The sequence below is a fragment of the Vibrio sp. 1151_11 genome, assembly GCF_029478525.1.
In the GTDB taxonomy this organism is placed as follows: Bacteria; Pseudomonadota; Gammaproteobacteria; order Enterobacterales; family Vibrionaceae; genus Vibrio; species Vibrio anguillarum.
The window spans coordinates 22,472-48,030 of record NZ_SHMN01000008.1 but is presented as its reverse complement, the minus strand read 5'-3'; the positions used below and the strand labels follow the sequence as shown (position 1 = coordinate 48,030).

The window sequence follows — 25,559 nt, the reverse complement described above, 5'->3', positions numbered from 1 at the left end:
TGCTGCATGCCGGAATTAAAGAAAAAAGCGATAGGCATCCTAGCCATTGCAGGTGTTGAGCCGTATCAGGAAAAGCCAGGTGAAGAGTATATGTCACCTGAGCAAATAGCTCACTTTACAAAAATTTTAAGTGCTTGGCGCAACCAACTTCGTGAAGAAGTTGAGCGTACCGTTCACCATATGCAAGATGAAGCCGCAAACTTTCCCGATCCCGTTGATCGCGCTTCTCAAGAAGAAGAATTCAGCTTGGAATTGCGTAACCGTGACCGTGAACGTCGCTTGATCAAGAAAATTGAAAAAACATTAAGCAAAATTGAAGAAGATGATTTTGGTTTTTGTGAATCTTGTGGCGTGGAAATCGGCGTTCGTCGCTTAGAAGCTCGACCAACAGCGGACCTTTGCATTGACTGCAAAACGCTAGCCGAACTTAAAGAAAAACAGATGCAAGGTTAATCTTACCTTTTGTTTGTGTTAAAAAAGGGAGCTAAAGCTCCCTTTTTGTTTTCACTCGATACCCAAATAACTTGTAACTTGGATGAATCGCAATGCACTATATTGGCCGATTTGCCCCATCACCTTCAGGCCCACTTCATTTTGGTTCTTTGATCGCTGCACTTGGCAGCTACTTTCAAGCAAAATCACAGCAAGGTAAGTGGTTGGTTCGCATCGAAGATTTAGATCCGCCAAGGGAAATGCCAGGAGCCTCCACCCTGATACTTCAAGCCATCGAAGCCTATGGTTTGCATTGGGATGGTGAGGTGGTTTATCAAAGCCAGCGCCACACTTTATACCAAGATCAAATTGAGGCCTGGCTTGAATCAGGACAAGCCTATTATTGTGATTGCACGCGTAAACAAATTAAACAGATGGGTGGCTTTTATTCCGGTACATGCCGCTATAAAAAACCAACATTAACCGAAGATTGCGCAGTTAGGTTGCGTGTTGATACACCGGTAGAGTCATTTTTCGACCAAAAACATGGCGAAATTCACATTCCTAAAGCATTAGCACAGGAAGACTTCATCATTAAGCGACGTGACGGTTTATTTGCTTATAATCTTGCCGTAGTGCTCGATGATATCGATCAAGGAGTGACGGAAGTGGTGCGGGGAGCCGATTTAATTGAACCAACAGGACGACAAATCAGCTTGTATCATTGCTTACATAAAACTCCGGTAAGCTACCTTCACCTGCCGCTCGCGATGGATGGTAATGGCAATAAATTATCCAAACAGAATCATGCCACAGCCATTGATATTCAAAATCCTAAACCTACCTTGCTTAAGGCAATGCGCTTTTTAGGGTTTGAGATAAAACAAGAGATTAGCGACGCTTCCATCGATGAAATTATCTTTTGGGGCAGTCAGAATTGGCACGTTGAACAACTCCCTCGGGAGACCGAGATCACACCGTGATTCTCAAAAGGCTATCCTTACGCTATGATTAGCCGCAAAATCGTCCCGAACGGGCACTTTAAATAACAAAAGCAAGGTTGGCAAAAACCAATTATTGCCAGATGCACATGAATAAAAACGACTATACACCACGCGAAAATCGCGTTTACCAAGACTTAGCTCTAAATATTATCACTCGTGATGAACACAATATTTCGCGCAAGCAAATCAGCGATAATGCGCTCAAGGTGCTATACCGACTTCATGGCGCAGGTTTTGACGCCTATTTAGTCGGTGGTGGAGTACGCGACCTACTATTAGGTGAGACACCAAAAGATTTTGATATCGCCACTAATGCAACACCAGAGCAAATACGCCAACAGTTTCGCAATTGCCGCTTGATCGGCCGTCGCTTTCGCTTAGCGCACATCATGTTTGGCCGCGACGTGGTGGAAGTGGCGACTTTCCGTGGACACCATCAAGAGCCGAGCCAAAACGTCTCAGCACAATCTGAAGCGGGTATGCTGCTACGTGATAACGTCTACGGCACCATTGATGAAGATGCTGAACGCCGGGACTTCACGATTAACGCCATGTATTACAACATCGGTGATTACAGCATTCATGATTATGCTGGCGGCATGGAAGACTTAGAAGATAAGCTCATCCGCTTAATTGGCGATCCTGAAACGCGCTACCGTGAAGACCCAGTGCGCATGTTGCGTGCAATTCGTTTTGCGGCCAAGCTCGATTTCGATATCGAAGAAGAGACAGCCGACCCAATCGAACATCTTGCTCCTTTACTGCAAGATATTCCTGCGGCACGTTTGTATGAAGAATCGCTAAAGATGCTGCAAACCGGCCACGGTTTAGAAACCTACCACTTAATGCGTGAGTACAACCTGTTCCAGCAGTTGTTCCCTGTGATAGCTCAAGAGTTCACTCCAGACTACGACTCGCACACAGAACAGATGTTGGATCTGGTCTTAGATTCAACCGACCTGCGTATTGAAGAAGGTAAACGCATCAACCCAGCCTTCATGTTTGCTGCCATGTTCTGGTACCCGACAGTGAAACTGGCTGATGCGTTAATGCAGCAGCGTAATTTCGCCTATTACGACGCCGTCATGGAAGCGAGTAACCTCATCCTTGACCAAGTGGTGAAAACCCTTGCCATACCTCGTCGTCATACCGCGACAATTCGCGAAATTTGGCAATTGCAGTTGCGCTTACCACGTCGCAATGGGAAACGCGCCTTCCGCCTTATGGAGCTCAACAAATTCCGAGCGGGTTTTGATTTTCTACAAATGCGTGGCGAGATCGAAGGCGGAGAGACGAAGAAACTGGCTGACTGGTGGACAACGTTTGAAAGCGCCGGGCGAGATATGCGCCAAGCGATGGCAAATGATTTGGAAAGTGGCGCAAGTAACAAACCCAATGTACGCCGCCGCAGAAGCCCACGTAATAAAAAGAGCCGCCCAGAATCATGATTCTCGTTTATATTGCTGTTGGCAGTAATTTAGGCGACCCAATCGCGCAAGCTAAGCAGGCCATTGAAGCCTTGAAATGTTTACCACACTCTCGATTTTTAAGCGCCTCATCCTTGTACAGTAGTACACCGATGGGGCCACAAAACCAGCCCGATTACATCAATGCGGTGGTTGCGATAGAAACCGATTTAACGCCACTTGAACTGCTCGATTGTACCCAAAGCATCGAGTTAGAACAGGGGCGTGTTCGCAAAGAAGAACGTTGGGGGCCAAGAACACTCGATCTGGATATTCTTCTTTACGGCAATGAGGTGATCGATTCAGAGCGATTGACCATTCCTCACTACGGAATGAAAGTACGTGAATTCGTGCTCTATCCGCTCGCCGAAATTGCACCAAGTTTACAACTCCCTGATGGGACTGAGCTTAATCAACTGTTACCGCTCGTCGAACGTAACGGGCTCGGTATTTGGCACTCGCCAGCGCCTCGTAAGGACATTTAATGAAAAAAATCACCATAAACGATCTGATCCAATGGAAACAACAAGGTCGTAAATTTGCAACCGTCACCGCGTATGACGCAAGCTTTGCTCAGCTTTTTGAAAGCCAAGAGATGCCTGTATTATTAGTGGGCGATTCTCTAGGCATGGTGCTACAAGGTCACACAGATACCCTACCCGTCACCGTCGAAGAGATTGCCTACCACACACGCAGCGTGCGTGCTGGTAGCCCTAACTGTTTATTGATGGCTGATATGCCTTTTATGAGCTATGCCACACCACAACAAGCCTGTGAAAGCGCCGCTAAATTGATGCAAGCGGGTGCAAATATGGTCAAAATCGAAGGTGGTGATTGGCTGGTCGAGACGGTGAAAATGCTGACTGAACGCGCGGTTCCGGTTTGCGCACACCTTGGTTTAACACCACAATCGGTCAATATTTTTGGTGGCTATAAAGTACAAGGCCGCGACCAAGAAAAAGCAGACCGAATGGTCAAAGACGCGTTGGCGCTCCAAGAAGCGGGCGCACAAATTGTGTTATTAGAGTGCGTACCGGCCAGCCTAGCAGCGCGAATTACCGAAGTGCTTGATGTGCCAGTGATTGGCATTGGCGCAGGTAACGTGACCGATGGACAAATTCTAGTAATGCACGATATGTTCGGAATTTCGGCGAATTACATGCCAAAATTCTCGAAAAACTTTCTTGCTGAAACAGGGGATATGCGTAAAGCCGTTGCAAAATACATCGCAGATGTAGAAAGTGCCGCTTTCCCTGATGACGCTCATACCATCGCCTAAAGGAGATATTCATGCAAACTTTTGCTGACATTTCAGCTCTTCGCGAGCAGATCAAACAGTATAAGCGTGAAGGCCGCCGAGTCGCTTTTGTGCCGACCATGGGCAATTTACATGAAGGCCACTTAACCCTAGTGCGTAAAGCACGTGAAGAGGGCAATGTGGTCGTGGTCAGTATTTTTGTTAACCCGATGCAATTTGACCGCGCGGATGACTTAAATAACTACCCGAGAACACTGGATGAAGACTTAAGTAAACTCAACGCGGAAGCGGTTGATTTGGTCTTTACCCCAACCCCAGAAATAATGTACCCGCAAGGATTAGAAAAACAGACCTTTGTTGAAGTACCGGGGCTTTCTCATATGCTCGAAGGCGCATCAAGACCAGGGCATTTCCGTGGCGTTGCAACCATAGTTGCTAAGCTGTTCAACATAGTGCAGCCGAATGTTGCCTGTTTTGGTGAAAAAGATTTTCAACAGTTAGCGGTGATCCGCCAAATGGTCAGCGATCTTTGTATGGATATCGAGATTGTCGGCGTCCCTACCGTCCGTGAAATGGATGGCTTGGCGATGAGTTCACGTAACGGGCTGCTGACGTTAGATGAACGCCAACGTGCTCCTGTCCTTGCTCGCACCATGCGTTGGATAAGCAGTGCACTGCGTGGTGGCCGCGACGATTACGCGTCGATCATTGAAGATGCCAGTGACCAATTGCGCGCTGCTGGGCTACAACCTGATGAGTTGTTTATTCGCGATGCCAAAACGCTGCAACTGATCTCGAATGAGACCACACAAGCGGTGATCTTAGTGTCTGCATTTCTGGGTAAAGTACGCTTAATCGATAACCAAGTGTTGGAATTTAGCGCCGAAACGAAAGCGGACCCTGAAGAAGAGTAATTGCTATTTCAAGTGATGAAGTGATGAAGTGATGAAGTGATGAAGTGATGACTCATTTTCACTTCAAAACCCTATATTGCAAAGGTCGCCCATAAGGAGCGACCTTTTTTGTATCGTTATTTAACTGAGTCGAACGCGATTGTCGGTGAACAATATAGTTTGATCTTTTTTGAGGTTTGTTACTACTAAGGTTGATGAAATGACAATAAATAGTGATAAATTTTTAGCTCATTTTTGGACAGAAACTGTTTTAACAAACCACGTCGATCATCATTAATGGCTTACTCCCAACGATCACAAACTAATTCCCTCCCCTTCAAGGGGAGGGTTAGGGTCTGTCTCTTGATCACAAGTCTGGTGAATCAAGAGACAGGGTTAGGGTGGGGTGACACCCTCCTAGCCTCCCCCTAAAAGGGGGAGGAACTATTAAGTCCTTAACCCGATACCACGCGAAACCAGATAATGCGCAACCCCATACAGGGCCACTACAAAAATACCAAGCACACTGAACGAGGTAACAATTCCCACATCCGACACACCAAGAAAACCGTAGCGGAAGGCATTAACCATGTAGACGATTGGGTTGATTTTCGATACCGCTTGCCAAAAGTCAGGCAATAGGCTGATCGAATAAAATACCCCACCCAAGTAGGTTAATGGCGTCAATACAAAGGTAGGAATAATCGAAATGTCATCAAAGGTTTTAGCAAAAATGGCGTTAATCATGCCGCCTAAAGCGAACACAACAGAGGTGAGAAAAACCGTCGCCGCAATGATCCCCCAATGATCGACCTTGAGATCAACAAAGAACAGCGACACTAGAGTCACTATCGTGCCTACCAACAAGCCACGCACTACCCCACCCATCACAAATCCGGCGATAATGACGTAGTTAGGTACAGGCGCAACTAACAACTCTTCGATGTTTTTCTGAAACTTCGCACTAAAGAAAGAAGAGGCGACGTTCGAGTATGAGTTAGTGATCACCGACATCATAATTAAGCCCGGGACAATATATTCCATATAGCTAAAGCCGTTCATCTGGCCAATACGCGAACCAATTAGATTGCCAAAAATAATGAAATAGAGCGTCATGGTGATGGCTGGCGGTACTAAGGTTTGCACCCAAATACGCGTAAAACGGTTGATTTCTTTAGTCAGTAAACTGCAAAAAGCCGTCCAATATAAACGATACATCATGATTATCCTCGGCTCTGCTGTTGAACAATGCTAACAAACAGCTCTTCAAGGCGGTTCGCTTTATTGCGCATTGAAAGCACCGTAATTCCCTGTTCTGTTAACTGTGAAAAGACTGAATTTAGCCCTTTCGTTTTCTCCAACTCAATTTGTAACGAACCGTTGAGCATGGTTTGCGAGATCACACCACTGAGTTGTGGCGCTGGCGGAGAATTCTCTGCGATATCTAGAATAAAGGTTTCGAGCTGTAATTTGGCCAGCAAATCCTTCATCGAGGTATTTTCAATAAGCTCACCTCGGTTAATAATGCCGATATTGCGGCACAGCATCTCCGCTTCTTCTAAATAGTGCGTGGTTAAGATAATGGTGATCCCTTGCGCGTTAATCTCAGTTAAGAACTCCCACATCGAACGGCGCAGTTCAATATCCACACCAGCGGTGGGTTCATCTAAAATCAGCAACTTAGGTTCATGCATTAAAGCTCGAGCAATCATCAAACGGCGTTTCATACCACCAGAAAGATTACGTGCACGCTCTTTACGTTTTTCCCACAAATCGAGTTTTGAGAGGTACTTCTCGGCCCTCTCTTTCGCTAACGCTTTCGTCACGCCGTAATACCCAGCTTGCTGCAACACAATTTGCTCAACCGTTTCAAACTGGTTGAAGTTAAACTCCTGCGGAACTAAACCAATATGTTGCTTGGCCAGTTCAAGATCTTTATCAATATCAAAACCAAACACTTTAACGGTGCCAGAGGTTTTATTGACCAGCGAAGAGATAATGCCAATGGTGGTTGATTTCCCGGCCCCATTGGGCCCAAGCAGTGCGTAAAAATCGCCTTTTTCAACCTGTAAACTCACCCCTTTTAGGGCCTCAAACCCACCAGCGTAAGTTTTTCGTAATTGTTCTATTTCTAATGCGTACATTCGACGGATCACTCTTTGTGATATTAACCTATCCAATGTGCTGCTAAGGCTCGCGTTTTTCAACCCAATATTAGAAATTGATAAAATAAAAAAACGCAGATCCAGCGATCTGCGTAATTCATTCTTGCACAACCTTAACGCTTAACGATTTTGGGCTACCTGCTTAACCGCAGCATTGAGCGCTTCATAACGAAACGAAAAAGTCTGCTCGGTTGGCACCAGATCCAAAATATGAAACTTTTCCAGTTGCTGTTTGGTGTGCACATTTGGGCAAAGTAAGTAGACCGCGCAGTGGGCATCTAAGGCATCATTAATCGCGTTTTCTAAAGCAAGCCCAACCGTCACATCAATCATAGGTACATCAGTAAGATCTAAAATCATCGCTTCATAGTCACTGATGTGATTGTGCTGGCGAGCGATCGCTTTAGATACACTAAAAATCATCGGCCCTGAGAGATAAAAAAACAGCACCTTACCATTGGCTTGATCCAATAAAGCTCGTTCGCTATCAGTCAATGGCACATCGTTTTCATCAGCATCACTAATGGCTTTCACTTGGCGAGCTTGCTCGCGGCTCAAGCGTTCTATGATCAAAATATTTGAGATAAAAACGCCCAAGCCAACCGCAACAATCAAATCGACAAAGACAGTTAACAGCATCACGCCATACATGATGGCCATCCCCTGCACACTCACCTTATGCGCGCGTTGGATAAAGCTCCAATCAAGAATATTAAAACCAACATACACCGCAATCCCTGCCAATACCGCCATTGGAATAGGTTCGGTTAAGCCTCCCGCCACCAATACCACTAAGGCTAATACTAAGGCACGAACTACACCAGACAGAGGAGAACGCGCGCCGACCTGAATATTGGTCACCGTACCCATGGTTGCACCTGCACCCGGCAACGCACCCAATAAACCCGCGATCATATTAGCCAGCCCTTGCCCTCGCAGTTCTTTATCGGAATCATGCTCTTTACGCGTTAGAGAATCGCCAATTACCGCGGTGAGCAACGTATCAATGCAGCCGAGCGTACCGAGTACTAAAGCGTCAATCACCATGGTGGTGAACATCTCGGCATTGAAGGTTGGAATAACAAAAGAGGGTAAGCCAGCAGGGATCACACCAATACGGCGGATCTCATCGCTATCAAATAACAGTACCGAAACAAGCGTCACGCCGACTAAAGCGACCAATTGAACGGGCACTTGTTTGCGATATTGAGCCGGGAGAAAAAATAAAATGCCTAAGGTTAACAAACCAAGAAAGAGCTCACTGAACTTCATCTGACTAATGATCTCGGGCAACGCGGTTAACGTTCCCATCACTCCCCCAGCGGGGGCCGCCTGACCAAGCAGCGGTGACAACTGCAGGATAATCAAAATCACCCCAATTCCTGACATAAAGCCAGAGATCACGCTATAGGGCATTAAGGTGATGTATTTCCCGAGTTTTAAAGTGCCAAGTACAATCTGAAAAGCGCCTGCCATCATGACAACCGTGAAGCTAACTGCAAGCCCCGTTTCAGGATAACGCGCCACCATGCTGGTTAAAATGGCCGTCATAATGACCGTCATTGGCCCTGTGGGTTCAGAAATTAATGTAGATGAACCACCAAACAAGGCAGCAAACAGCCCCACCAATATTGCTCCCCAAAGCCCTGCTTCTGCACCCGCACCAGACGCCACACCAAAAGCCAAGGCAAGTGGCAGTGAAATAATCGCGGTCGTGACGCCACCAAAGACGTCTCCTTTTAGGTCGATATCGGCAAAACGGCCTCTAAACACAATGCTTTTCCTCATACTCAAAATAGGTTGTCTCACTCTAACAAATCATCATTCTAATAATTAATCATTATTTTACATGTGATTGATTCTCTGTTGACTATACAAATAGCGATGGAAGCAGTTTAATTTTTTTACTAGGAAAACTCGTCAGATGAGTGAGTGTTTTGTCATTTTATAAGAGAACAGAATTGTAACATTGTGTATAGTCAGGCCTATTCTTGCGCATTACCATTAATGCGATTGAACTATTTTTAAGGGAAGTGAGATGCCAGAATTGAAACAGCTTTTTGAAAATAACTCACGTTGGTCTGAATCGATTAAGGCTGAACGTCCTGAGTACTTTGCAAAACTCGCTCGCGGGCAAGACCCAGATTTTCTATGGATTGGTTGTTCTGATAGCCGAGTTCCGGCCGAGCGTTTGACTGGGCTTTATTCTGGTGAGCTGTTTGTACACCGCAACGTTGCAAACCAAGTGATTCACACTGACCTTAACTGCCTTTCTGTGGTGCAGTACGCGGTTGACGTACTGAAGGTCAAGCACATCATCATCTGTGGGCACTATGACTGCGGTGGCGTCAACGCAGCGATTGATAACCCACCGCTGGGCTTGATCAACAACTGGTTACTGCACGTGCGTGACTTATACCTTAAGCACCGTACCTACTTAGATGCAATGCCAGAACAAGATAAAGCCGACAAATTGTGCGAAATCAACGTTGCCGAGCAAGTGTATAATTTAGGTAACTCAACCGTACTGCAAAACGCATGGGAGCGCGGCCAAGATGTCGAGCTGCATGGCGTGGTCTACGGTATTGAAGACGGACGTTTGGAATACTTAGGCGTTCGCTGCGATTCACGTGAGCGAGTCAACGACACCTATCAAAAAGCGATGGAAAAAATTCTTAATGCGCAACATAACTTGCTGTGTCGATAACAGCGTGTTAATTGCCGTTAAAACTGATAGTTAAAAATACAGAATGCCCACTATTTTAGTGGGCATTCTATTATCGCTGGCAAAATTACGCTTGCGGCACAACTTTACCAATGTAAGGTAGGTGACGATATTTTTGCGCGTAGTCGATACCTACGCCCACGACAAATTCATCTGGGATTTCAAAACCGATCCACTTGACCTCTACAGGTACTTCACGGCGTGAAGGTTTATCCAGTAAAGTACAGATGTGAATCGATTTAGGTTCACGCAAAGACAAAATTTCTTTTACTTTATTTAGTGTATTACCCGTATCAATAATGTCTTCTACCAGCAACACATCTTTACCTTTAATGTCATCATCCAGATCTTTCAGAATGCGCACATCACGTGAGCTTTGCATCGTGTTGCCATAACTTGACGCGGTCATAAAATCGACTTGATGAACTAAGTCGATCGCGCGAGCTAAGTCTGCCATGAAGACAAATGAGCCGCGCAACAAGCCCACCAGCACCAGATCTTCACTACCTTGGTAATGCTCTGTGATTTGTTTGCCTAATTCACGAATTCGTTCCTGAACCACTTGCTCAGAAATCATCACTTCAACTGTATGTTTCATACTGTTCTCTTTTCGGGTGATGCGACACGCTACGATCATCGCAGTTTAATGATGGCGTCGCGTAACTAGCTTGGCGCGTATAGTACCACTGCCACACAGGATAGTTAAATAATTAGCAAAACTCTGGATATGATGAAATAAAGCTCCTACGCTGCCGCAGACACGCTCACCACAAATACGCCACATCAATAAAAGATACAATAAAACACGTTGAATCCGATGGGATTTAACACGATCGCACAAAAAACAAACTCGAAACGTTGACCTCAACCATATGCAGCAGTACACTCATAAAGCTTTAAAGCAACTAACAAAATAATCATTAGAGCGAAAAGCTCAATTCAACAGTCATTGGCAAGGATTAACAACTCATGGAAACATCGATAGAAAAACGCCCCAGAACTCGCTTATCACCACAAAAACGCAAACTTCAACTGATGGAAATCGCCCTTGAAGTGTTTGCAACACGGGGAATAGGCCGAGGTGGCCACGCAGATATTGCTGAAATCGCCCAAGTTTCAGTCGCTACTGTCTTTAACTACTTTCCAACCCGAGAAGATTTAGTCGACGACGTACTCACTCATGTTGTACGTCAGTTTTCAAACTTCCTCGCAGATAATATTGATCTTGATTTGCATGCGAAAGATAACTTAACCAACATCACCACTAAGATGATTTCTCTTGTGATTGAAGATTGTCACTGGTTAAAAGTATGGTTTGAATGGAGCGCTTCAACGCGCGAAGAAGTGTGGCCACTTTTTGTCTCCACCAACCGTACTAATCAACTTTTGGTACAAAATATGTTTATCAAAGCCATTGAACGTGGCGAAGTGTGCGATCGGCATGAACCAGAACATCTTGCTACGCTCTTTCTTGGTATCTTCTACTCACTGTTTGTACAAGCAAATCGTATACAAGACGAAGCCAGCATGGGTGTACTCGTGAAAAGCTACCTCAGCATGCTCTGCATCTATAAAAAAGATCACTAGGCTTAACTTCCTAGTCTCTGAATTATGAGCATAAAAAACCGCTGAATTCAGCGGTTTTTTACTATGTTACGAACCGGCAATTTAACTAACCAGCAATTTAACGCATCAGCGTTGAAGTTACTTTTTCTTTTTCGCTTTTGCGTTTGGCAGATCAGTAATCGTGCCTTCAAATACTTCCGCAGCAAGGCCTACCGATTCATGTAACGTTGGGTGAGCATGAATCGTCAAAGCGATATCTTCTGCATCACAACCCATCTCGATAGCCAAACCGATTTCACCAAGCAGTTCGCCGCCGTTAGTACCAACAATAGCGCCACCAATCACGCGGTGAGTCTCTTTATCAAAGATAAGCTTAGTCATACCGTCTGCACAATCAGAAGCGATAGCACGGCCAGAAGCTGCCCATGGGAATGTCGCGACTTCGTAGTTAATGCCTTCTGCTTTGGCTTCTTTTTCAGTTTTACCAACCCAAGCCACTTCTGGCTCAGTGTACGCAATTGAAGGGATAACTTTAGGATCGAAGTAGTGCTTCTTACCAGAAATTACTTCTGCTGCTACGTGGCCTTCATGCACACCTTTGTGCGCCAACATTGGTTGACCAACAATATCACCGATCGCGAAGATATGAGGAACGTTAGTACGCATTTGCTTATCAACATTGATAAAGCCGCGCTCATCCACTTCAATACCTGCTTTTTCAGCATCCATCAGCTTACCGTTTGGTACACGGCCGATAGCAACAAGAACGGCATCATAACGCTCAGCTTGCGCTGGTGCTTTTTTGCCTTCCATTGAAACGTAGATACCATCTTCTTTTGCTTCAACAGCGGTTACTTTGGTTTCAAGCATCAGGTTAAATTTGTCTTTGATACGTTTGGTGTAGACTTTAACCATGTCTTTATCCGCCGCTGGGATAAGTTGGTCAAACATCTCAACCACATCAATCTTAGAACCTAGCGAGTGGTAAACCGTCGCCATTTCTAGACCGATGATACCACCACCCATGATCAACAGTTTCCCAGGAACTTCTTTCAGTTCAAGTGCATCCGTTGAATCCCAAATGCGTGGGTCTTCATGAGGAATGAATGGCAGTTTAATTGGACGAGAACCAGCTGCAACGATGGCGTTATCAAAGTTAACCACGGTTTTACCGTCTTCACCTTCAACTTCAATGGCGTTAGGGCCAGTAAATTTGCCGAAACCGTTCACGACCGTCACTTTGCGCATCTTCGCCATGCCGCCAAGACCGCCCGTTAACTGGTTGATAACTTTTTCTTTCCAAAGGCGGATTTTATCGATGTCCGTTTGTGGTTCACCAAACACAATACCGTGCTGGGCCAATGCTTTCGCTTCTTCGATAACTTTTGCAACGTGCAGCAACGCTTTTGATGGGATACAACCCACGTTCAAACACACACCGCCAAGGGTGCTGTAGCGTTCAACAAGTACTGTTTCAAGACCTAAGTCTGCACAGCGGAATGCAGCGGAGTAACCAGCAGGACCGGCACCAAGTACGACGACTTGGGCTTTGATTTCTTTGCTCATTTTGACCTCTTGTAGTCATTATCCCTAACAGGCTGAGTGGATGTTCTCGTTGTTTTTAGTGTTTAATCCAATGAATTAAACCCATGACTGAGCCAATTACTTAAAACAAATGAATTAAAACGAATTATTTTCAGACCGCAACAGTTTACAGAGATGTTAATGGTGTGAAAAGTAAATCCATTTAGCCTGTGAGCTAGACGACAATTCGATTAAGAAAAAACCCTTCATAATCCAATTGTTCAATTATTCGTGTTAACAAGGGCGGCTTTAACGGCCGCCCTCTCTTTCACTAAACTTGGCTTACAGAACCAGACGACGAATGTCTGATAGCGCGCCATTTAGGAATGTGATGAAACGCGCACCTTCCGCACCATCAATCACACGGTGATCGTATGACAGTGATAGTGGCAGTTGTAGGCGTGGTTCGAACTCTTTACCGTTCCACACTGGCTTAAACTCAGACTTAGATACCCCAAGGATACCGACTTCTGGCGCGTTAACGATAGGCGTAAACGCTGTACCGCCGATACCACCTAAGCTAGAGATAGTGAAACAGCCACCTTGCATGTCTGCAGCGGTCAGTTTACCTGCACGGGCTTTCTTCGATACTTCAGCCAGCTCTCTTGATAGCTCATAAATGCCTTTTTTGTTCACATCTTTGAAGACAGGAACAACAAGACCATTTGGCGTATCAACAGCAATACCCACGTTCACGTACTTCTTCAGAATCAAGCTTTCGCCATCTTCAGAAAGTGAAGAGTTAAACGATGGGAATGCTTCTAGTGCTTTCGCTACCGCTTTCATGATGAACACCAATGGGGTGATCTTCATGCCAGTGTCGTTCTTCGCTTCAATCGCATTTTGCTCTTTACGGAAGTTCTCAAGCTCGGTGATATCCGCATTATCCCATTGGGTAACGTGTGGGATCATCACCCAGTTACGATGCAAGTTAGCACCAGAGATCTTCTTAATACGTGAAAGCGGTTTTACTTCTGTGTCACCAAACTTGCTGAAGTCCACTTTTGGCCAAGGTAGCAAGCCAAGCGCGGCGCCATCACCTTTACCAGAAGCCACTGCGGCAGAACCCGATTCAAGACGCTTAAGCGCTTCTTTCACGTAGTTTTGCACGTCTTCTTTTAGGATGCGGCTCTTACGGCCAGAACCTTTGACTTTCGCTAGGTTAACACCAAATTCACGCGCAATACGGCGCACAACCGGTGATGCGTGAGAGTACTCATTGTTCTCTTCAAACTCGGCAGGTGCTGCCACAGCTGATTTTACCGCTTCCGCTTTTGGCGCTGATGCGGCTGGAGCCGCTGCTTGCGCAGGGGCAGCTACGGCAACGGGCGCTGCACCGGCAACTTCAAACACCATGATAAGAGAGCCTGTTGACACTTTATCGCCAGCTGCAACTTTGATCTCTTTCACAACACCAGCAAACGGCGCAGGAACTTCCATTGATGCTTTATCGCCTTCAACGGTGATAAGAGACTGCTCTTCACTCACGGTATCGCCAACCGCCACCATGATTTCCGTCACTTCGACTTCATCACCACCGATATCCGGTACGTGGATCTCTTTTGCTGCCGAAGCGGCTGGTGCTGCGGCTACAGGTGCTGCCACTTGAGCAGAGGCTGCCGCCGGAGCGGAACCCGCCACTTCAAAGATCATCACCAGTGAGCCTGTCGATACTTTATCGCCCGCGGCCACTTTGATCTCTTTCAGTACACCAGCAAATGGAGCAGGTACTTCCATTGAGGCTTTGTCACCTTCAACCGTCAGTAGAGATTGCTCTTCTGCGATTGAATCGCCGACTGCGACCATAATTTCAGTAACTTCCACTTCGTCACCGCCGATATCTGGCACGTGAACTTCTTTAAGCTCAGCGACAGCCGCGGCAGCAGGAGCTGCAACCGGTGCAGCTTCCACTGCTGGCGCCGCGACCGCAGCGCCTTCTGCTTCAAAAATCATGATAAGTGAACCGGTCGATACTTTATCGCCAGTGACTACTTTGATTTCTTTTACAATACCCGCTTGAGAAGCCGGTACTTCCATAGAAGCCTTATCACCTTCTACAGTAATAAGAGATTGCTCTTCTTCAACCTTGTCGCCAACGCTGACAAGAATCTCAGTAACTTCAACCTCATCCGCACCAATATCCGGTACATTAATTTCGATTGCCATTATTCTTTCCTACCTTAATTAAGCGTATAGCGGGTTTGTTTTTTCAGTATCGATGTTGAATTTCTTAATCGCTTCAACCACAACTGATTTCTCAACATCACCACGTTTCGCTAGTTCGCTTAGCGCGGCAACCACCACGTAACCTGCGTTCACTTCGAAGTGACGACGTAGGTTTTCACGGCTATCAGAACGACCAAAACCATCAGTACCTAGTACTTTGTATGATTCAGCCGGGATAAACGCACGCGCTTGCTCAGCGTAGTTCTTCATGTAGTCAGTTGCTGCGATGGCAGGCTCGCTACCCATTACCGTTTGAATGTAAGGTACTTGCGGCTGCGCTTCAGGGTGAAGCATGTTGTAACGCTCACATGCTTGGCCATCACGAGTCACTTCATTGAATGATGTTACTGAGTAAACATCAGAAGCCACGCCGTACTCATCACTTAAGATTTGAGCCGCTTTGCGTACTTCGTTCATGATCGTACCTGAGCTCATTAACTGAACTTTACCTTTAGAGCCAGTCGTTCCTTGTGGAGCGTAGCTTTCTAATTTGTAGATACCTTTACGAATACCTTCTTCAGCGCCTTGTGGCATTTCAGGCATTGCGTAGTTCTCGTTCATCAGCGTTAGGTAGTAGAACACGTTCTCTTGATCACCATACATGCGGCGAATACCGTCTTGCATGATGACTGCAACTTCGTAAGCAAATGTTGGATCGTAAGAAAGACAGTTAGGAACCGTTGCCGCCAATATGTGCGAGTGACCGTCTTCGTGCTGTAGACCTTCACCGTTCAGCGTCGTACGACCAGCGGTAGCGCCCAATAGGAAACCACGTGCTTGTTGGTCACCTGCCATCCATGCCATGTCGCCAACGCGTTGGAAACCAAACATAGAGTAGTAGATGTAGAACGGAATCATTGGCAGATCGTTTGTCGAGTATGAAGTTGCAGCAGCAACCCATGAAGACATAGCACCCAGCTCGTTGATCCCTTCTTGCAGTACCTGACCTGAAGTCGCTTCTTTATAGTAAGAAACGATGTCGCGGTCTTGAGGAGTGTAGTTTTGACCGTGTGGGTTATAGATACCGATTTGACGGAACAGACCTTCCATACCGAAAGTACGTGCTTCATCTGCAATGATTGGCACAATATTTTTACCAATGCTCTTATCTTTGAGCAAAATGTTCAACGCACGGACAAACGCCATTGTGGTTGAGATTTCACGTTTTTGCTCTTCAAGCAGAGGCTTGAACTCTTCAACCGCTGGAATCACAAGTTCTTGAGTGAACTTAGGCAAGCGTTGAGGTGTGTAACCTTTTAGCGCTTTACGGCGAGCGTGTAAGTATTCGTGCTCTTTCGAGCCTTCTGCCAATGTTAGGTATGGCAACTCTTTCACAGCTTCATCCGTCAGAAGATCTTGTAGACCAAGGCGATCACGCAGTTGCAGCACGTGAGTCATGTCCATTTTCTTCACTTGGTGAGCGATGTTCTTACCTTCTGCCGCTTCACCCATGCCGTAACCTTTAACGGTCTTCGCCAGAATCACGGTTGGCTTGCCTTTCGTGTCTTGAGCATTAGTAAAGGCGGCGTACAGTTTAGAAGATTCGTGACCACCACGCTTGAGCGCGAAAATTTGATCGTCAGTCATGTCAGCAACAAGCGCCGCTGTTTCTGGGTATTTACCAAAGAAGTGTTTACGCACGTAAGCACCATCTTTCGCTTTAAATGTTTGGTAGTCACCATCGATGGTTTCGTTCATCAACTGAAGCAGCTTACCTGTGGTGTCTTTCGCCAGTAGAGAATCCCAGTTGTTACCCCAAATCACTTTAACAACGTTCCAACCTGCGCCTTTAAATAGGCCTTCAAGTTCTTGGATGATCTTACCGTTACCCATGACCGGGCCGTCTAGACGTTGCAAGTTACAGTTGATAAGGAAACATAGGTTATCAAGCTTCTCACGAGCGGCGAATGAAATCGCACCGCGTGATTCTGGCTCATCCATCTCGCCATCACCTAGGAACGCGTATACACGCTGTTCAGAAGTGTCTTTCATACCACGGCCATCAAGATATTTGAGGAAACGCGCTTGATAGATTGCAGAAATTGGACCCAGACCCATAGATACGGTCGGGAATTGCCAGAATTCAGGCATCAATTTCGGGTGTGGGTAGGAAGGAATACCTTTGCCATCCACTTCTTGGCGGAAGTTGTCAAGTTGCTCAGCCGTTAGGCGGCCTTCAACGAACGCACGTGCGTAGATCCCTGGTGAGATGTGACCTTGATAATAAACCAAGTCACCGCCATCTTTTTCATTCGGCGCACGGAAGAAGTGGTTAAAACATGTTTCGTAGAACGAAGCAGAAGACTGGAATGACGCCATGTGGCCGCCAAGATCGAGGTCTTTTTTCGATGCACGTAGAACGATCATAATCGCGTTCCAACGGATGATTGAGCGAATGCGACGCTCAAGCGTTGTGTCACCTGGGTATGCTGGTTCTTGCGCAGCTGGAATGGTGTTGATGTAGTTCGTGGTAATACCGGTTGGCATATCAACACCGTCTAGACGTGCTTTATCTAGAATTTGCTCAAGTAAGAACTGAGCGCGTTCTACACCTTCTTCACGTACAACTGACTCAAGGGCGGCTAGCCATTCCTGAGTTTCCAGTGCATCTACGTCATGCTTCATGTCAGACATGGCGATCTATCCTTCTATTGGTTGGATCTATAAAACAAGCAATTCGCCGTAGGTTACGACTCATTACCCTGCTGAATTCGGCGCAACGAACGCTCACGACGAGACTCTTCTTTGGTCAAATCCAACAATGTTTCTTCGATATAAGCTAAGTGAGAATGGGACATTTCGCGCGCCTTTTCCGGCTGACCAGAAACGATCGCATCCACGATATTAGCTCGGTGTCTACTTACTTTCTCCACCACTTCATGGCGGCGGTGTAATAGTTTTAAATTCTGTAGAACATTTTGCTCAAGCAAAGGAGCAAGGCTGCGAACAATATGCAAAAGCACCACGTTGTGGGCCGCTTCAGTGAGAGCGACTAAAAACGCGACCACCGCAGACGCTTCTGCTTCGACCTCTTTTTTCGCTTGCTGTTCACCAATTCTCGCCAAACAGGCTTGAATGCGAGCAAAATCTTCCTCAGTACCACGCAATGCTGCGAAATAAGCTGAAATACCTTCCATCGCGTGGCGCGATTCCAATAGATCGAGCTGGGTTTCAGAGTGGCTAGACAATAAATTTAGCAGAGGATCAGAAAAACTCTGCCAAATGTTCTCACTGACAAACGTACCTCCACCTTGACGGCGGGTTAATAAACGCTTGGCTTCGAGGCGTTGAATGGCTTCACGAATGGATGGACGAGACACCTCGAACTGTTTTGCCAGTTCTCGTTCTGGAGGCAATTGTTGCCCCGGAGAGAGTGTTCCTTCCACTATCAGCCTTTCTAACTCCTGTTCAATTACATCAGAGAGTTTTGGCTGACGAATCCTTTGATAAGCCATAATTTATTATTCTTCTACTCTTTGCAGTCAATTGGTAATACCAATTTCAAGTTGGTGCAGAAATTAACATAATTAAAACGTAGCTGTCCAGCCAAAAGTTGACCTAAATCATAGAACGACCCACGCTTAAACACTTTGATAACAATAGTCGATTAAAACAGCAATATTATTGGTCAGACCAATTACAAAATGAATACAGATGGGGAAATGATGGGCTAGAAATGGGGGAAGATTCGTTGTCATCTACCCTTTCTAGAGAAAACATTCTTTGGCTCCTCCCCCTTCTAGGGGGAGGGAATGTAAGAGCAAACATTGGTTGGGACCTCCCCTTTCTAGGGGAGGGAGATCATGTCACGCATCGAAGGAAGAGAAATATCAAGCCGTTACTTCGCTTCGAGGTGATCAATCATCAATTGCAGTGACTGATTGCCGCGAAACTCATTAATATCAAGCTTATACGCAAGACGCACCGTTTTCACCGACGCATCTGGCCAGCGTCTTAAATCGACATTAAAAGCAATGCCATCGATCATAATGTTGGTTGGGTGGCCTTTGAATAACGGCTCAAGCATCAGTTTCAAATGCTTTTCGCCCACCAGCTTTTGGTGCAATAGTTTGAATTCACCGTCAAAGAGAGGCTCAGGAAACGCCTGCCCCCATGGGCCACCGGAACGCAAGGTTTCAGCGGTGTGCATCGAGAACTCTTCAGGTGTTAACTCCCCGTCGGATAAAATCACGCCCTTGAGCGCGCTTTCATCTAACTCGCGACGTACAGCTTGATCAAACAGCTCAGCAAAACGCTCAAACTCTTTTTCGGCAATAGTTAAACCTGCCGCCATCGCGTGACCGCCAAATTTGGCGATTAAACCGGGGTTTTGTGTATCAATGCGATCCAGCACATCGCGCATGTGTAACCCAGCAACAGAGCGGCATGACCCTTTGATACTGCCATCGCCACCATCGGCAAACGCAATCACAGGGCGATGATATTTATCTTTAATACGTGAGGCTAAAATACCAATTACACCTTGGTGCCAATCGCGTTGAAACAGCACTAAACCGTGCGGCAATTCGCTATTTTCACTCAGTTGCAAGCGCTCACAAAAAGCCAGCGCTTCTTGCTTCATCCCCTCTTCAATCTCTTTACGAGTTTGGTTAAGGCCATCCAGCTCACTGGCCATTCTACGCGCAGCGTGAATGTCATTGCACATTAGCAGCTCAACGCCAAATGACATATCATCCAAGCGCCCTGCCGCATTGATGCGTGGCCCTAACGCAAAGCCAAAATCCGAGGCAACTAAACGCCTCGCGTCACGTTTAGCAACCTCAATCAAAGCTTGAATACCTGGCCTTGCATGCCCGGCGCGAATGCGTTGCAAACCTTGATGCACTAAAATACGGTTGTTTTCATCGAGCGGCACAACATCAGCGACAGTACCCAGTGCGACTAAGTCAATCAGCTCCATCAACTTGGGTTCACTCATGCCTTGTCGAGTAAACCAGCCGTTTTTTCGCATATGCACGCACAGCGCCATCATCAAATAGAAAGCCACCCCTACGCCGGCTAATGCCTTCGAGGGAAACGGGCAGTTAGCCAAATTGGGATTCACCATCGCATCAACCTCTGGCAACTCGTGTCCCGGTAAATGGTGATCCGTCACCAAGACGGTCAGCCCTTGCTGCTTGGCATAACGTACCCCGTCGATAGAGGATACGCCGTTATCGACCGTCATGATCATCTGCGCGCCAAGCTCAATCGCTTGATCGACCACTTCAGGGCTTAAACCATAACCATCTTCAAAACGGTTAGGCACGAGATAGTCCACATTGTGCGATCCCAACATTCGCAACGCCAAAACAGATAAGGCGCAACTGGTTGCGCCATCAGCATCAAAATCCCCGACGACTATGATACGCTGCTGCTGCTCGATGGCGTGAAAAAGTAGTTGTACCGCTCGTTCTATGCCACCTAACTGTTGGTAGGAATGCAGTGCTTTCGCAGCCTTGTCGAGTTGTTCAAGGTTCGTGATACCACGGTTGATATAGATACGTTTAAGCAGTGTTGGAATCGTGTCAGGAAGTTGCGAAAGATCGGGGGCTGGTCTTTGTTTTATCTCAATCATAAATCAGCGGGCTCAAGAACACTCAAGCCCGACTCCTAAAGTTATTGAATCTGCTGAAGGCGTTGCAACAATTGCTCTGGTGGTAAATAACCGCCAACCATTTCGCCATTCGGTAGGAAAATCGCAGGCGTGCCGTTGATGCCTAACTCACGCCCGAGCTGATAGTGCTTGGTAATCAACTGCTTAGCTTGTTGGATGTTCTGCCCTGCTTCTGGCAACTTATGATTGGTTTTGGCCTCATTCATCGCTGCCATTTTATCATCTGCATTCCAGATAGCGGCCATCTGATCAGCTACCTGCCCCGTAACGCCTTGACGCGGGTAAGCCATGTAGCGCACGGTGATCCCTAAATCGTTATACCCTTTCATTTGACTATGCAAACGAGTGCAATAACCACAGGTAATATCAGTAAAAACAGTCACCACGTATTTTTCATTGGCGGCTTTGTATTCGATCATACTCGATTCAAACTGCGCGATCTTCGCCGCATTAACCGGCGCTTGGCGTTTGGCTAACACATCGACATAACCACCATTCTTATCTAATTCATACAAGGTTCCGGCGATAAAATGGCTCGCGTCAGGCGCAGAAAACAGCACGCCACCGGAAGTTTGCACTTCAATCACTCCCGGAATATCAGAGGCTTGAACACTCAGCACTTCCAATCCGAGTTTAGAAAAACGTTGTTCAAAAACCGTTTTATCAAGCGCAGCCGCTTGCACAGCCGTTGACGTCACTTGCTCTGTGGTTTCGGCGTTACACGCCACAGCAAAAAGTGGCAATGTAAGAAGAGTCAGTTGGCGTAATACGCTCATTAAATTCACCTTTTCAAGCCCTTGGATGGTGCTCGCTATGTAATTGTTTAAGTCGCTCAGTCGCAACATGAGTATAAATTTGCGTGGTCGATAAGTCACTATGACCGAGCAGCATTTGCACTACACGCAAATCGGCACCGTAATTGAGTAGATGCGTGGCAAAAGCATGCCTTAATACGTGTGGAGAGAGTTTTTCCACATCGATTTGTGCGATCACTGCGTAGTGTTTAATTCGGTGCCAAAAGGTTTGACGAGTCATCTGCCTTGCTCGTCGGCTGGGGAAAACCACATCCGACGTTTGTTCGCCCAGCAGAGTAGACCGCCCTTGTTCAAGAAAAGTTTCAATCCAATCAACGGCATTTTCGCCCATCGGTACAAGACGCTCTTTGCCACCTTTACCAATCACTCTTACTACGCCTTGACGTAAACTGATATTTTCCATGGTCAGTGAAACCAATTCGGTCACCCGTAGCCCTGTTGCATACAAGAGTTCCAACATCGCTCTGTCACGTAATTCTAGAGGATTATTGGTATCGGGAGCATTCAATAGATCTTCCACTTGCTGCTCAGATAAATCTTTAGGCAGACGCTGTGGCAATTTAGGGCTAATTAAGAGCGCACTCGGATCATCGCCGCGGAGTTTCTCACGGTGCAGATATTGAAATAAACGACGAATCGCCGACAACATACGCGCCCGCGAGGTTTGCTTATAGTCTTGATCAGCGAGCCACGCTTGGTACTGCTGCAAACCAGTGACACTAATAAAATCGAGGCGATAATTATTGTGCTGCATCCATTGCAACAATTTCGTCAGATCATTGCGATACGATGAGAGCGTGTTTTCAGCTAAACCACGCTCCATCCACATCGCATCTAAAAACTGTTCCACAACCCCTTGATCAGGAGAAATATATTCAGACACATCAAACCTCTGTGGTGAAAATCGAGTTGCTCAGGTTATGTGAGCCACTGGTTTAATACCATAAAAAAACATCATCGGCAGGATAATCGCTGCAAAGCGCGTCATTTTATGGTTAGAATTCACTATTCTTGATTTAAAACGAACACAAAATTATGAAGATCGGTCTTTTTTACGGCTCAACAACTTGTTATACCGAAATGGCAGCAGAGAAGATCCGTGCGCTCATCGGTGAGGATTTGGTGGAGATTCACAATGTGAAAGAAACGCCACTCTCTTTGATGAGCAACTATGATCTTTTAATACTGGGCATCTCAACTTGGGACTTTGGCGAAATCCAAGAAGATTGGAGCGCAATATGGGATCAAATCGGTGGCGTGTCGCTAAACGGCAAGTACGTCGCATTATTCGGCTTAGGCGATCAAGAAGGTTATGGCGAATGGTACCTCGATGCGATGGGGATGCTGCATGATGAGCTAAAACAAATTGGCGCTCAATTGATTGGCTACTGGCCCAACCAAGGCTACCATTTTGAAGCGTCAAAAGCCCTAACGAAAGATGGCCGCCACTTTGTTGGTCTCGCACTCGATGAAGATTCGCAATACGAGCAAAGCGACGAACGCATTCAATGCTGGGTTGAGCAAATTTTAGTGGAATATCACGATTCGATTTAATTCGTTGTTCGCTATTTGTTGTTAGTCATTTGTTGCCAACAAGGCTCGATAGCACCGCCAATCAAATACCAAACCGGGGTCAGTTTTGCGTAATGGCGCAATGTATTGATGCCCGGTGATGCGTTGATTGGTGATGAGCGGATAACGCCGCTGCAATGCACACGTCAAAGTCGCTAAGGCTTGATATTGCGCAGGAGTATAAGCCGTCTCATCGCTCCCTTCCAATTCAATCCCAATCGAATAATCATTGCATTTTGCACGACCAGCGAAGCTTGACTGGCCCGCATGCCAAGCTCTGGCATTAAATGGCACAAATTGCACTACTTCTCCCTCTCGCCGAATGAGGCAGTGAGCCGAGACGCGCATCTGGTGGATAGTTTGAAAAAAAGGGTGTTGATTCGGGTCAAGCGTACCAGTGAAAAACTGCTCAATATATGGGCCGCCGAACTGGCCCGGAGGCAAGCTGATATTATGTACAACCAGCAATGAAATATCTTGCGCATCGCTTCGCTGATCATAAAACGGCGATGGCACTCGACGCGCGCTTTGATACCAACCCTTTTTATCGATCATCAGTTGACCCCTTACACTCACACAAAAATAAACCTTAGCCAGAGGAAATGCGAGATTAGTGGCTGAATTTGAGTAAAACTCAGCGTATCATTCTCACTCTGTTCAACACCATATTAGATTTGCGATGAAAAATACACACAACAGCCAACAACGCCTCGATTATCTGAAACAGCAACTCCCATTGGAAATTACTCGTGCCGTTAGCGATGCACTCAGAGAAGATCTCGGTGGCAGCTTGGATGCGACTGCTGATATCACCGCAAACCTTATTCCAGCGGATGCGCGTAATACTGCGACTCTCATCACCCGTGAACATGGCGTATTTTGTGGCCAAGCATGGGCAGAGGAAGTCTTCAAACAACTTGGTGGTGAAGTGAAAATTGACTGGCATGTCCAAGATGGCGATCAAGTTAAGCCAAACCAAATTTTGTGCACTCTTGAAGGTCCAGCTCGCGCGCTGCTGACTGGTGAACGCAATGCGATGAACTTCATTCAAACCTTGTCAGGTTGCGCCAGCATTACTGCTCAGTATGCCAAACAGCTAGAAGGCACCGAATGCCGACTACTTGATACACGCAAAACTATCCCTGGCCTGCGCAGCGCACTGAAATATGCTGTCGCGTGTGGCGGCGGCTTTAACCATCGTATTGGCGTGTTTGATGCTTATTTAATTAAAGAAAACCATATCATTGCTTGTGGCGGCATTACCCAAGCCATCGGCACCGCTAAACAGCTCAACCCCGGTAAACCTGTCGAAGTCGAAACCGAAAGCCTGCAAGAGTTAGAAGAGGCGATTCAAGCGGGTGCTGACATCATTATGCTGGATAATTTTAGTATTGAGATGATGCGCGAAGCGGTAGCAATTAACGCAGGCCGCGCGGCTTTAGAAAATTCTGGTAACGTCACATTAGAAACCATTGGCGATTACGCGCGAACCGGTGTCGATTACATCTCAGTCGGCGCGCTGACTAAGCACATTAAAGCACTCGATCTCTCAATGCGCTTTCAGTAATTAATTACATCAATTATTGGAATAAAGGTCAAAAATTTCAAATAGTTAAGGAAGCCGGACGAGCTTCCTTTTTTATTGCTTGCGTATCAAAATCAAGACGGCATTTTTAAGTCAGTCGTATTTCAGTGATTGATATATGCAACTAAACAGGTAAAAAATCCAAATCGCTCGCGCACTGCTCTTTATCTCATTCCCACCAACCCACAAGCTTCTTATGCTCTGCCCATCCTTATGCGTTCAAACGGAGCAAATCAAATAATGAACACAAATAAGAAAACGAAACAAAGTGGTTTTACCTTAATTGAATTGATGATTGTAGTGGCAGTAATTGGTGTATTAGCTGCAATTGCAGTGCCTAAATACCAAGAATATGTTGAGAAAGGAGCCTTAGGAGCAGCACTTGCTACAGCAACCGCACTAAAAACAAATTATGAAGACTATATTGCAGTTAGCGGAACCCCTCCAGCAAATTCGGCAGCAATTAATGCAACAAAATTTAACTTAGGCTCTATTACGGTGACATCTGGCGCAATTACCGTAAGTATTACTGAAGGTGGTGGTAAAGGCAGTTCAGTAACATTAAATAGAGCTAGTGGTGGATGGCAATGCAATGTAAGTGCATCAAGCACAAACATAAAATTGAATGGTTGCAGCTAATAGTTACTTGAC

At 46.2% G+C, this 25,559-nt stretch carries 23 protein-coding genes; 11 read left to right on the top strand and 12 right to left on the bottom strand.

Features of this window, described 5'->3' with window-relative positions; genetic code table 11:
• Window positions 1-6 precede the first annotated feature (6 nt).
• From dksA to panC, 6 genes are all read left to right on the top strand, one after another.
• Window positions 7-453, top strand: a complete 447-nt coding sequence (gene dksA, locus EXZ60_RS08120) for an RNA polymerase-binding protein DksA (RefSeq protein WP_013857662.1) — start codon at window positions 7-9, stop codon at window positions 451-453.
• A gap of 92 nt (window positions 454-545) precedes the next feature.
• Window positions 546-1,415, top strand: a complete 870-nt coding sequence (gene gluQRS / locus EXZ60_RS08115; RefSeq protein WP_088731732.1) for a tRNA glutamyl-Q(34) synthetase GluQRS — start codon at window positions 546-548, stop codon at window positions 1,413-1,415.
• Between the two features lie 107 nt (window positions 1,416-1,522).
• The gene (gene pcnB / locus EXZ60_RS08110; protein ID WP_176429456.1) at window positions 1,523-2,884 is read left to right on the top strand and encodes a polynucleotide adenylyltransferase PcnB; all 1,362 of its coding nucleotides are present in this window, start codon (window positions 1,523-1,525) and stop codon (window positions 2,882-2,884) included.
• Window positions 2,881-3,387 (top strand): 2-amino-4-hydroxy-6-hydroxymethyldihydropteridine diphosphokinase, encoded by a 507-nt coding sequence (gene folK, locus EXZ60_RS08105; RefSeq protein ID WP_017045879.1) that lies wholly within the window; start codon window positions 2,881-2,883, stop codon window positions 3,385-3,387. The genes pcnB and folK overlap by 4 nt, the downstream gene beginning before the upstream one ends.
• On the top strand, window positions 3,387-4,181 hold the full coding sequence (gene panB, locus EXZ60_RS08100; RefSeq protein ID WP_010319550.1) for a 3-methyl-2-oxobutanoate hydroxymethyltransferase: 795 nt from the start codon (window positions 3,387-3,389) through the stop codon (window positions 4,179-4,181). The genes folK and panB overlap by 1 nt, the downstream gene beginning before the upstream one ends.
• Window positions 4,182-4,192: 11 nt before the next feature.
• On the top strand, window positions 4,193-5,074 hold the full coding sequence (panC, locus tag EXZ60_RS08095) for a pantoate--beta-alanine ligase (protein ID WP_010319549.1): 882 nt from the start codon (window positions 4,193-4,195) through the stop codon (window positions 5,072-5,074).
• A 426-nt stretch (window positions 5,075-5,500) separates the two neighbouring features.
• Here the strand turns inward: panC and EXZ60_RS08090 are convergent, their stop codons facing one another.
• From EXZ60_RS08090 to EXZ60_RS08080, 3 genes are all read right to left on the bottom strand, one after another.
• Window positions 5,501-6,271: an ABC transporter permease gene (locus EXZ60_RS08090; RefSeq protein WP_010319547.1), complete on the bottom strand. Its 771-nt coding sequence runs from the start codon at window positions 6,269-6,271 to the stop codon at window positions 5,501-5,503.
• 5 nt (window positions 6,272-6,276) lie between these two features.
• Entirely contained in the window at window positions 6,277-7,197 is a 921-nt protein-coding gene (locus tag EXZ60_RS08085; RefSeq protein ID WP_026027559.1) for an ABC transporter ATP-binding protein, read from the bottom strand.
• Between the two features lie 141 nt (window positions 7,198-7,338).
• Entirely contained in the window at window positions 7,339-9,006 is a 1,668-nt protein-coding gene (locus tag EXZ60_RS08080) for a SulP family inorganic anion transporter (RefSeq protein WP_047690045.1), read from the bottom strand.
• A gap of 250 nt (window positions 9,007-9,256) precedes the next feature.
• Here EXZ60_RS08080 and can point away from each other — a divergent pair, with 250 nt between their 5' ends.
• The gene (can, locus tag EXZ60_RS08075; protein WP_013857670.1) at window positions 9,257-9,925 is read left to right on the top strand and encodes a carbonate dehydratase; all 669 of its coding nucleotides are present in this window, start codon (window positions 9,257-9,259) and stop codon (window positions 9,923-9,925) included.
• Between the two features lie 85 nt (window positions 9,926-10,010).
• Here can and hpt read toward each other — a convergent pair whose 3' ends face one another.
• Window positions 10,011-10,541, bottom strand: a complete 531-nt coding sequence (gene hpt, locus EXZ60_RS08070) for a hypoxanthine phosphoribosyltransferase (RefSeq protein ID WP_010319544.1) — start codon at window positions 10,539-10,541, stop codon at window positions 10,011-10,013.
• Window positions 10,542-10,912: 371 nt separating this feature from the next.
• Here hpt and EXZ60_RS08065 point away from each other — a divergent pair, with 371 nt between their 5' ends.
• Complete coding sequence (locus EXZ60_RS08065) at window positions 10,913-11,530, top strand: LuxR/HapR/OpaR family quorum-sensing transcriptional regulator (protein WP_013857672.1); 618 nt, start codon at window positions 10,913-10,915, stop codon at window positions 11,528-11,530.
• A 117-nt stretch (window positions 11,531-11,647) separates the two neighbouring features.
• On the opposite strand, the gene lpdA is transcribed toward EXZ60_RS08065, so the two are convergent.
• The 7 genes from lpdA to xerD form a co-directional block, all read right to left on the bottom strand.
• Window positions 11,648-13,075: a dihydrolipoyl dehydrogenase gene (lpdA, locus tag EXZ60_RS08060; protein WP_013857673.1), complete on the bottom strand. Its 1,428-nt coding sequence runs from the start codon at window positions 13,073-13,075 to the stop codon at window positions 11,648-11,650.
• 300 nt (window positions 13,076-13,375) lie between these two features.
• Window positions 13,376-15,259, bottom strand: a complete 1,884-nt coding sequence (aceF, locus tag EXZ60_RS08055) for a pyruvate dehydrogenase complex dihydrolipoyllysine-residue acetyltransferase (protein WP_277435529.1) — start codon at window positions 15,257-15,259, stop codon at window positions 13,376-13,378.
• 18 nt (window positions 15,260-15,277) lie between these two features.
• Window positions 15,278-17,953 carry a pyruvate dehydrogenase (acetyl-transferring), homodimeric type gene (gene aceE, locus EXZ60_RS08050; RefSeq protein ID WP_013857675.1) on the bottom strand — a complete coding sequence of 892 codons (2,676 nt, stop codon included), beginning with the start codon at window positions 17,951-17,953 and terminating at the stop codon, window positions 15,278-15,280.
• Between the two features lie 53 nt (window positions 17,954-18,006).
• A complete protein-coding gene (gene pdhR / locus EXZ60_RS08045; protein ID WP_013857676.1) occupies window positions 18,007-18,774 on the bottom strand; it encodes a pyruvate dehydrogenase complex transcriptional repressor PdhR in 768 nt (255 codons plus the stop codon).
• Window positions 18,775-19,157: 383 nt separating this feature from the next.
• Window positions 19,158-20,897 carry a single-stranded-DNA-specific exonuclease RecJ gene (gene recJ / locus EXZ60_RS08040; RefSeq protein ID WP_094499656.1) on the bottom strand — a complete coding sequence of 580 codons (1,740 nt, stop codon included), beginning with the start codon at window positions 20,895-20,897 and terminating at the stop codon, window positions 19,158-19,160.
• Window positions 20,898-20,938: 41 nt separating this feature from the next.
• Window positions 20,939-21,712, bottom strand: a complete 774-nt coding sequence (locus EXZ60_RS08035) for a thioredoxin fold domain-containing protein (RefSeq protein WP_013857678.1) — start codon at window positions 21,710-21,712, stop codon at window positions 20,939-20,941.
• A gap of 13 nt (window positions 21,713-21,725) precedes the next feature.
• Entirely contained in the window at window positions 21,726-22,634 is a 909-nt protein-coding gene (gene xerD / locus EXZ60_RS08030; protein ID WP_013857679.1) for a site-specific tyrosine recombinase XerD, read from the bottom strand.
• 152 nt (window positions 22,635-22,786) lie between these two features.
• On the opposite strand from xerD, the gene fldB reads away from it, so the two are divergent.
• A complete protein-coding gene (gene fldB / locus EXZ60_RS08025; protein ID WP_013857680.1) occupies window positions 22,787-23,305 on the top strand; it encodes a flavodoxin FldB in 519 nt (172 codons plus the stop codon).
• Window positions 23,306-23,326: 21 nt separating this feature from the next.
• On the opposite strand, the gene ampD is transcribed toward fldB, so the two are convergent.
• Window positions 23,327-23,878 (bottom strand): 1,6-anhydro-N-acetylmuramyl-L-alanine amidase AmpD, encoded by a 552-nt coding sequence (ampD, locus tag EXZ60_RS08020; protein ID WP_202599069.1) that lies wholly within the window; start codon window positions 23,876-23,878, stop codon window positions 23,327-23,329.
• A 124-nt stretch (window positions 23,879-24,002) separates the two neighbouring features.
• On the opposite strand from ampD, the gene nadC reads away from it, so the two are divergent.
• Window positions 24,003-24,890: a carboxylating nicotinate-nucleotide diphosphorylase gene (gene nadC / locus EXZ60_RS08015; protein ID WP_277435528.1), complete on the top strand. Its 888-nt coding sequence runs from the start codon at window positions 24,003-24,005 to the stop codon at window positions 24,888-24,890.
• Between the two features lie 258 nt (window positions 24,891-25,148).
• The gene (locus EXZ60_RS08010; RefSeq protein ID WP_198926991.1) at window positions 25,149-25,547 is read left to right on the top strand and encodes a prepilin-type N-terminal cleavage/methylation domain-containing protein; all 399 of its coding nucleotides are present in this window, start codon (window positions 25,149-25,151) and stop codon (window positions 25,545-25,547) included.
• Window positions 25,548-25,559 lie beyond the last annotated feature (12 nt).